The sequence below is a fragment of the Brevundimonas sp. genome, from assembly GCF_046295075.1.
Lineage (GTDB): Bacteria > Pseudomonadota > Alphaproteobacteria > Caulobacterales > Caulobacteraceae > Brevundimonas.
In genome coordinates this window covers 1-7,101 of the sequence record NZ_JBKBOC010000032.1, presented here as the reverse complement: position 1 = coordinate 7,101, position 7,101 = coordinate 1, and the positions used below count along the sequence as shown (strand labels likewise).

General features: G+C 69.0%; 12 protein-coding genes and 1 tRNA gene. 4 read left to right on the top strand and 9 right to left on the bottom strand.

The genetic code is table 11. The features are described from left to right. Together ACK4MH_RS15450 and ACK4MH_RS15445 are read right to left on the bottom strand one after the other, a co-directional pair. Positions 1 to 205: 3-hydroxyacyl-CoA dehydrogenase NAD-binding domain-containing protein (locus ACK4MH_RS15450; RefSeq protein WP_409719960.1), on the bottom strand; the 205-nt coding region annotated here is incomplete at its 3' end. A gap of 104 nt (positions 206 to 309) precedes the next feature. Then, complete coding sequence (locus ACK4MH_RS15445) at positions 310 to 615, bottom strand: YggT family protein (RefSeq protein WP_409719958.1); 306 nt, start codon at positions 613 to 615, stop codon at positions 310 to 312. 161 nt (positions 616 to 776) lie between these two features. Here ACK4MH_RS15445 and ACK4MH_RS15440 point away from each other — a divergent pair. Continuing rightward, positions 777 to 852: transfer RNA gene (locus ACK4MH_RS15440), tRNA-Ala, on the top strand. 17 nt (positions 853 to 869) lie between these two features. On the opposite strand, the gene uraH is transcribed toward ACK4MH_RS15440, so the two are convergent. The 3 genes from uraH to ACK4MH_RS15425 all read right to left on the bottom strand — a co-directional run bounded on the left by uraH (position 870) and on the right by ACK4MH_RS15425 (position 2,305). After that, positions 870 to 1,268: a hydroxyisourate hydrolase gene (uraH, locus tag ACK4MH_RS15435; protein ID WP_409719956.1), complete on the bottom strand. Its 399-nt coding sequence runs from the start codon at positions 1,266 to 1,268 to the stop codon at positions 870 to 872. A 61-nt stretch (positions 1,269 to 1,329) separates the two neighbouring features. After that, entirely contained in the window at positions 1,330 to 1,884 is a 555-nt protein-coding gene (locus ACK4MH_RS15430; protein WP_409719954.1) for a lipocalin family protein, read from the bottom strand. Between the two features lie 43 nt (positions 1,885 to 1,927). Then, a complete protein-coding gene (locus ACK4MH_RS15425) occupies positions 1,928 to 2,305 on the bottom strand; it encodes a hypothetical protein (RefSeq protein ID WP_409719952.1) in 378 nt (125 codons plus the stop codon). A gap of 140 nt (positions 2,306 to 2,445) precedes the next feature. On the opposite strand from ACK4MH_RS15425, the gene ACK4MH_RS15420 reads away from it, so the two are divergent. Both ACK4MH_RS15420 and ACK4MH_RS15415 read left to right on the top strand, forming a co-directional pair. Then, complete coding sequence (locus ACK4MH_RS15420) at positions 2,446 to 3,237, top strand: SDR family oxidoreductase (protein WP_409719950.1); 792 nt, start codon at positions 2,446 to 2,448, stop codon at positions 3,235 to 3,237. 49 nt (positions 3,238 to 3,286) lie between these two features. Then, on the top strand, positions 3,287 to 3,637 hold the full coding sequence (locus ACK4MH_RS15415; protein ID WP_409719948.1) for a hypothetical protein: 351 nt from the start codon (positions 3,287 to 3,289) through the stop codon (positions 3,635 to 3,637). A gap of 1 nt (position 3,638) precedes the next feature. On the opposite strand, the gene ACK4MH_RS15410 is transcribed toward ACK4MH_RS15415, so the two are convergent. Genes ACK4MH_RS15410 through fsa form a run of 4 tightly spaced genes read right to left on the bottom strand, consistent with a single transcriptional unit; the run spans position 3,639 to position 6,926 of the window. Further along, positions 3,639 to 4,586 (bottom strand): NAD(P)-dependent oxidoreductase, encoded by a 948-nt coding sequence (locus ACK4MH_RS15410; protein WP_409719946.1) that lies wholly within the window; start codon positions 4,584 to 4,586, stop codon positions 3,639 to 3,641. 9 nt (positions 4,587 to 4,595) lie between these two features. Continuing rightward, positions 4,596 to 5,540, bottom strand: coding sequence for a tyrosine recombinase XerC (locus ACK4MH_RS15405; RefSeq protein WP_409719944.1), 945 nt, complete (start codon positions 5,538 to 5,540; stop codon positions 4,596 to 4,598). After that, positions 5,522 to 6,235: a DUF484 family protein gene (locus ACK4MH_RS15400; RefSeq protein WP_409719942.1), complete on the bottom strand. Its 714-nt coding sequence runs from the start codon at positions 6,233 to 6,235 to the stop codon at positions 5,522 to 5,524. Before ACK4MH_RS15400 ends, ACK4MH_RS15405 begins: the two co-directional genes overlap by 19 nt. A 37-nt stretch (positions 6,236 to 6,272) precedes the next feature. Beyond that, positions 6,273 to 6,926, bottom strand: a complete 654-nt coding sequence (gene fsa, locus ACK4MH_RS15395; protein WP_409719940.1) for a fructose-6-phosphate aldolase — start codon at positions 6,924 to 6,926, stop codon at positions 6,273 to 6,275. Positions 6,927 to 6,994: 68 nt separating this feature from the next. Between fsa and ACK4MH_RS15390 the strand changes: the two genes are divergently transcribed. Further along, positions 6,995 to 7,101, top strand: a 107-nt coding sequence (locus ACK4MH_RS15390; protein ID WP_409719962.1) for a hypothetical protein, incomplete at its 3' end; no start/stop codon positions are given.

The window sequence follows — 7,101 nt, the reverse complement described above, 5'->3', positions numbered from 1 at the left end:
GCGCCGCGTCGGCGGCGGCCTGATCGATCCGGCCGCGCGACACATGGCGCGACAGGCTGGCCGCGATCTCGCCCTGCGCCAGCGGCAGCCGGTCGGCGACGACGTCATAGAGCCGGACCGAATAGCCCCCGAGCGCCACCGCCTGGGCGATGCCTGCGCCCATCTGTCCGGCGCCCAGAATGGCGACTGTGGTGATCGTGGTCATGAACCGTGGTCGAAAGTGGTCGGGCGGGCACCTTTAGGAAGGACGGCGCGCGGCGCAAGAGCGGATCGACCCCCCGGCGTCAGATTTCCGCCCGCCGTGTCGCCTCAGCCTAGCAGTTGGATCAGGGCCGGGGCCGCCGTGCGGTTGAACAGCACGCTGATGAACTGCAGCAGCAGGATGACCACGATGGGCGAGATGTCGATGCCGCCCAGGTTTGGAATGATGCGGCGGAACGGCTCAAGCAGGGGCGCAGTGACCCGGTCCAGGAAGGTCCCGACCGAATAGACGAAGCGGTTGCGATAGTTGACGACGTCGAACGCCACCAGCCAGCTCAATATGGCTTGGGCGATGATGAACCAGATCATCAGACTGATGATGGCGTTGATCAACCAGACGAGGGCGTAGCCCATGAACCGTAACTCCTGCTTGGATCGGCGCTTCTAGCGTGTTCGCACCCGGTCCGACAACGGCCGTTTCCGAGCTGCGCGGATTGCGCGCACAAGCCCGTTGACACCACGCCCGCCCGCCTTCTATGTCCGCCTCGCCTGTGAACCCCATCCACGCTGGAAACGGGGCCGTAGCTCAGTTGGTAGAGCGCGTCGTTCGCAATGACGAGGTCAGGGGTTCGACTCCCCTCGGCTCCACCAGGCGTCCCGAATTCAGCCTAGTTGCCGCGGTAGGTGCTGTAGCCGTAGGGACTGACGACGACGGGGACGTGGTAGTGGATGCTGGGGTCGCGGACCTGGAACACCACGTCGATCTCGGGAAAGAAGGGCTGGGCGTCCGTGTCGCCATAGTGCGACATGTCGAACGTCAGCCTGTAAGTAGCGGCCTGGGTCGTGATCTGATCGCCGAACGACCGTACCCGGCCGTTCTCGTCTGTGCGGGCGGTCGCAAGTTGGCGCCAACCGCCGTCGGCCTCCTTGATCTCCAAGGTCACGGGCACGTCGCGCCCGCCCACGCCCCGCGCGAGGTCGAGTACGTGGGTCGAGATCGTCTCGGCCGAAGCCGATGCGGCCGAGAAGAGGGTGGCGGACAGGGCGACGAGGGTTGCGATACGCATGGGAGGATCCTTGAACAGTTCGAGGTTCTACGCGGTCGGCGTCACGCCGGATGCGGGTCGATCAGTGCTGGGTGGGCCTGATCAAGGTCAGGTCGTAGCCGAGGGCGCGAGTGCGGGTCAGGATGGCGTCGCGGGCCTGGGCTGAGGGCTGGGCCGTGCGGCTGAGCAGCCAGAGGTAGCGGCCGGACGGCTCGCCGACGATGGACCAAGAATAGTCGTCGGCGTGATCCAGCACCCAATAATCACCGACATAGAAGGGGCCGAAGAAGGAGACCTTCAGCTTGGCGTTGTTGCTGCCCTCGACCACCTTGGCCTTGCCTTCGGAGGTCTTGACTGGGCCAGTGATCGCGCCCTGGCGGCAGGTGTTCAGCACCCCGACCAGACCGTCGTCGCGCACCGTATATTGGGCGGTCACGCCCTCGCAGCCGCGTTCGAACCCGTTCTCGTAGCGTCCGATCTCGTACCAGAGGCCGGCGTAGCGGTTCAGGTCCACCGCCTTGGCCGGCTGTGGCACGGCGGCGTTGCCGACGGGGCCGCGTTGCAAGGTGGCGCAGGCGCCCAGCGCCAGGGCTGCGCCGGCGAGAAGGGCGATGGCGGCTATGCGTGCGATCTTCATCGCCGCTGAACGGCCTAGCTGGAGCCGGGTTCCTGGAGGCGCTTCACCGCAGGGCGATGTACCCCCGCTCGATGATGCGGCGCAGGGCCTCGTAGGCTTCGGCGAGTTCGTCGTAGGCGGTGCGGGCGGCGGTCAGGCGGGCGACCTGGTCGGGCGTCACGGCCGAGCCGGAGTGGGCCAGGCGCAACGATTCCGCCACCCATTTGGCGCGGGCTGTGGCGGTCATGACCGCCAGCTTCTGGAGCGACGAGGCGTCGACGCCGGTCAGGGCGTGGCCGATCACCTCCTTGTTGGCGATGTAGGCGGCGTAGTCGATCTGTTCCAGCTGGCCGCGCAGGCGGCGCTGTTCCTGGGGATCGGTATCCTGCGGCTCGAAATGATCGCTGTGTCGGCGGATGCTCGACGTCATTTTGGTCGACATGGGCGAGCCCTCCCCGGCCTGTCCTGGCGGCTGATGGCGGCCGCTTCGGCATGAAGGTGCGCCGTGTCGGTTAACGCCGCGTTGCGTCGGGCGAGCGGGCGTCCGATATCGAGAGCTGAAACCCAAGCCGGAGATCGACCATGGACCTGAAACTGGCCCGCAAGCGCGCCCTGATCTGCGGCGGATCCTCCGGCCTGGGCCGCGCGGTCGCGACGGCCCTGGTCGCCGAGGGGGCGCATGTCGCCCTGTTATCGCGCGATGCGGAAAAGCTTCAGGCCGTGGCGGACGCGCTGAACGCGGCCGGACCGGGCAAGGCGGTCGTGGTCACGGCGGACCTGGCGGATCACGCGGCGCTGCTGAAGGCGGCGGACCTCGCCGAAGAGTTGCTGGGCGGTCATATCGAGATCCTGCTGAACAACACGGGGGGGCCGCCGCCGTCGGGGGTGTCGGGGCTGGAGCCGGCGGTTTGGCGCGATCATTTCGAATCGATGGTGCTGTCGATCTTCCGCCTGACGGACCGGGTGTTGCCGCGCATGCGGGCGGCCGGTTGGGGGCGGATTCTGAACGTCGCCTCGATCACGGTGGTGGAGCCGTCTGCGGCGCTGGGCGTGTCCAACACCCTGCGGGCCTCGGTCGCCGCCTGGGCCAAGACGCTGGCGAACGAGGTCGGGCCGGACGGGGTGACGGTCAACACCCTGTTGCCGGGCCGGATCGACACCCCGCGCATCGAACGGCTGGACCAGGCGGCGGCCGAGCGCACCGGCGTCACGCCGCAGGAGGCGCGAGCCGACTCCGTCAAGTCCATCCCTGTCGGCCGCATCGGCACGACCGAGGAGTTCGGCGCCACCGCCGCCTTCCTGGCCAGCCCCCTGGCGGCCTATGTCACCGGCTCGCTGATCCGGCTGGACGGCGGGGCGATCAAGGCGATCTAGTCAATCCGGGGTTGCGGGTGTAGCCTCCGGTCAGATTGGGAGGAATGCAATGCTGACCCTGCTGATGCTGGCCTTGTCGAACGCCGTGATCGTCCAGCCGGCGCCCCTCGCCGATCCGGCCATGGTCCGGGGCGCGCCTGTCGTGAACCGGGCGGCCATGCCTTGCCCCGCCCCTCTGATGCAGGCCGAGCAACGAACAGGGCACCGCGCGGAGGCGTTGCTTGACCGCTCTCTCGATGACGGCCAAGCGCGACGCTATCTGCTGCTGGATCGGCGCGACCGGAACAACTGTCCCCTGCCGATCAGCTATGCGATCCCCGATCAACCGCGCGCGATGGGCCGCGTGTTCGGCCCGACCGTGTCGGTGACGCCGCCCCGCCCCTCACGACCGGGTCAGTAGGCTAGTCTGGAACAGGCGTGACCGGCGGCCTGTCCGACAGCACGGCCTCCAGGTTGGCCATCATCAGTTCGGCCATGGCGTTGCGGGTCTCGACGGTGGCCGAGGCGACGTGGGGCGTCAGGACGCAGCGGTCGCTGTCGATCAGGGCCTGGGGCACGTTCGGCTCGTCCGCGAACACATCCAGGCCCGCGCCGCCCAGCCGGCCCGAGGTCAGGGCGGCGACCAGGGCGTCCTGATCCACCACCTCGCCGCGCGCGACATTGATCAGCACGCCGGTCGGACCCAGGGCCGCCAGCACCTCGGCCGAGACCAGGCGGCGCGTCGCGGCGCCGCCCGGCACGATGACGATCAGCACATCGACCTCGGTCGCCAGATCGACCAGGTTCGGCACGTGCCGCCAGGGCGCTTCCTTGACCGGATTGCGGGTGTGATAGGCGATGTTTCCAGCGAAGGGCTCCAGCCGGCGGGCGATGGCCTGGCCGATCCGGCCCAGGCCCAGCAGGCCGTAGCGCAGGCCTGTCGCGCTGCGCGACAGCGGCGGCGGCCCATCCGACACCCAGCGCCCGGCGCGGATCCAGGCGTCCATGGTCGGCAGACGGCGCAGCGTCCCCAGGGTCAGCAACAGGGCCAGATCGGCGACGTCCTCGTTCAGCACGTCGGGCGTGTGGGTGACGACTGCGCCGCGCGACCGGGCGTGGGCGACATCGCTCAGGTCGTAGCCGACGGCATGGACCGAGACGATCTTCAGCGCGGGCAGGGCGTCGATCAGACGGGCGTCCACGGTCGCGGCGCCCGAGGCGGCGACGCCGACGATCCGCTCGGCGACATCGGGCGGCGCCAGGCCGTCGGGGCCGGGGCGATGCAGGGTCCAACCGAGGTCGGGCGCACGCTTGGTCAGCATCGTGTCGGCGAGGGCGGGCAGGCCGATGGCCAGGATGTCGATGGTCATCCGGCCGTTCTAGGCGCGGGGATGGGCGGCCGCATAGGCGGTCAAAAGTCTATCCGCATCGACGCCGGTGTATTTCTGGGTCGTCGACAGGCTGGCGTGGCCCAGCAGTTCCTGGATCGAACGCAGGTCGGCGCCGGCGCCCAGAAGATGGGTCGCGAAACTGTGGCGCAGGGCATGGGGGGTGGTGCGTTCGGGCAGGCCCAGGCGGCCGCGCAGCCGCTGGACCGAGGCCTGGACATGGCGGGGGCTGAGCGGGCCGCCGCGTCGGGCGCGGAACAGGGCGTCGGTCGGCTGGAGCGGGAAGGGCAGCAGGGCCAGATAGGCGTCCACCGCCGCGCGCACGGCGGGCAGGATCGGCGCGATCCGGGTCTTTGACCCCTTGCCGACGATGCGCAGCGTCTCGCCCAGCGGCGCGTCGGCCCGGGTCAGGGACATGGCCTCGGAAATCCGCAGACCGCAGCCGTAGAGCAGGGTCAGCACCGCCCGGTCGCGCGCGGCCTCCCACGGTTCGGCGTCGGGATCGGCGTCCGGTTCGGCCAACAGCCCGCGCGCCTGATCCTCGGTCACCGGCCGGGGCAGGGACGGTTTGACCTTCGGCCCGCGCACGAGGGCCAGTTGCGGGGCGGGCGTGTCCAGCCGCCGGTCGAGAAAGGCATGAAATCCGCGAATGGCCGACAGGCTCTGGCTCAACGACCGCGCCGCCAGCGGGTTGTCGCCCGAGCGTCGCTCGGCCATGTGGGCGCGGACCTCGGCGGCGGTGATCGTGCCCATGTCCTTCAGCGACAGGGTCTCGCCGCGATGGCGTTCGAGGAAGGCGACATAGAGCCGGCCGATGTGGCCATAGGCCTCCAGCGTGCGCGGCGACAGCCGACGCTCGTGCGCCAGATGGTCCAGGCAGGCGCGCAGGGCGTCCGAGGCGGTCAGTTGAGAGCTTTTCAGTTCAGGACGGGCCATCGCTCGGCCATCCGCTCCGTCACCCGCGCCAGGAAGGCGGCCAGTTCGCAGCCCATGTTCGGGGTGAAGCCTTCCGGCTCCGGCGAGCCGAAGGCGCAGATGCAGGGGCGCGGCGGTCCGCCGGGCGTCAGGTGCGGGGCCATGCGGACCAGGGCGATGGACTTCACCTGATCCTCGGTCGCGCCGAAGAAGTTCAGCCCCGAGATCATCGGGCCCAGCCAGGTCAGGCCGTGTTCGCCCAGCAGGTTATCCACGTCGCCCTCTTCCAGCGCGCGCCAGCCGAAGGGCACGCCGCCGGGTTTTTCCAGGGCGATGGCGGCGCCGGCCAGGCCGAACCGGCCTTGCGCCGCCGCATCCAGACGCCGCGCCAGGTCGGAATGGTTGCGCGCCTCCATCAGGTCCAGGGTCGCGACGTGCGTCTGGGTCTGGGCGGCGAAGTTGGCGCGGGCGATCAGTTCGATCTCGCGCCGGGCGCCGGTCTCGCGCTCGACCACGGCCTCAAGTCGCGTCAGGGCGGCGGCGCCGAACTCGACCACGTTGCGGCCGTGCGGACGCAGGCCGATCTCTTCCAGCAGGGACCGGTCGTCCAGCAGGGTCTGGGGATGGGTCTGAAGCCAGCCGCGCACGTCGGGCCAATGCAGGCCGTCGCCGATATGGGGCGTTGCGTCCGCTTCCGACGTTTCGAAAAGGTCCAATGAGCCGCTCAAACAGACCTCTCCAGGAAACGCGATGCTACAGGATCGACTGACCGGTCTTGGCCCAGTCCGCCACGAAGGCATCAAGACCCTTGTCGGTTAACGGGTGGTTCACCAGGGCCTTGAAGGTGTCGGCGCCGAAGGTGGCGGCGTCCGATCCGGCGACTGCGGCGGCCGCGACGTGGTTCACGTTGCGCAGCGAGGCGGCCAGGATCTGGGTCTCGAAACCGTGGACGTCATACAGGACGCGGATTTCCTCCAGCAGGCCGATGCCGTCGGCGCCATTGTCTTCCAGTCGGCCGACGAAGGGCGAGACGAAGGTGGCGCCCGCCTTGGCGGCCAGCAGCGCCTGGGCGGCCGAGAAGCACAGGGTGACGTTGGTCTTGATCCCCTTGTCGGTGAAGACGCGGCAGGCGCGCAGGCCGTCCCAGGTCAGGGGCAGTTTCACGACCACGTTCGGGGCGATGGCGGCCAGCTTGTCGCCCTCCTTGACCATGGTCTCGAAATCGAGCGAGACGGCCTCGGCGGAAATCGGACCCTCGACCAGGGCGCAGATTTCGGCGATGACCTCGGCGATGTTCCGACCCGACTTGGCGATCAGCGACGGATTGGTGGTGACGCCGTCCACCATTCCGGTGGGGACCATGTCCTTGATGACGGCGACATCGGCGGTATCGAGAAAGAGTTTCATGGGCAGGGCTTTTAGCGCCACCGACGACAGGAATCGAGCCCAATCCTCCCCCATCGGGGGAGGATCAAGTGAAAGTCGCCTCGGTCCTTATTCCCCTGCCGGTGCCGGAAGCCTTCGATTACGAGGTTCCCGAGGCGCTGACGTTGGCGCGTGGCGATCAGGTCGCCGTGCCGCT

What these genes read in the sequence shown, in the direction of transcription:
- ACK4MH_RS15445 (WP_409719958.1), bottom strand. Translation starts at nt 615, where the DNA reads ATGGGCTACGCCCTCGTCTGGTTGATCAACGCCATCATCAGTCTGATG.
- uraH (WP_409719956.1), bottom strand. Translation starts at nt 1,268, where the DNA reads ATGCGTATCGCAACCCTCGTCGCCCTGTCCGCCACCCTCTTCTCGGCC.
- ACK4MH_RS15430 (WP_409719954.1), bottom strand. Translation starts at nt 1,884, where the DNA reads ATGAAGATCGCACGCATAGCCGCCATCGCCCTTCTCGCCGGCGCAGCC.
- ACK4MH_RS15425 (WP_409719952.1), bottom strand. Translation starts at nt 2,305, where the DNA reads ATGTCGACCAAAATGACGTCGAGCATCCGCCGACACAGCGATCATTTC.
- ACK4MH_RS15420 (WP_409719950.1), top strand. Translation starts at nt 2,446, where the DNA reads ATGGACCTGAAACTGGCCCGCAAGCGCGCCCTGATCTGCGGCGGATCC.
- ACK4MH_RS15415 (WP_409719948.1), top strand. Translation starts at nt 3,287, where the DNA reads ATGCTGACCCTGCTGATGCTGGCCTTGTCGAACGCCGTGATCGTCCAG.
- ACK4MH_RS15410 (WP_409719946.1), bottom strand. Translation starts at nt 4,586, where the DNA reads ATGACCATCGACATCCTGGCCATCGGCCTGCCCGCCCTCGCCGACACG.
- ACK4MH_RS15405 (WP_409719944.1), bottom strand. Translation starts at nt 5,540, where the DNA reads ATGGCCCGTCCTGAACTGAAAAGCTCTCAACTGACCGCCTCGGACGCC.
- fsa (WP_409719940.1), bottom strand. Translation starts at nt 6,926, where the DNA reads ATGAAACTCTTTCTCGATACCGCCGATGTCGCCGTCATCAAGGACATG.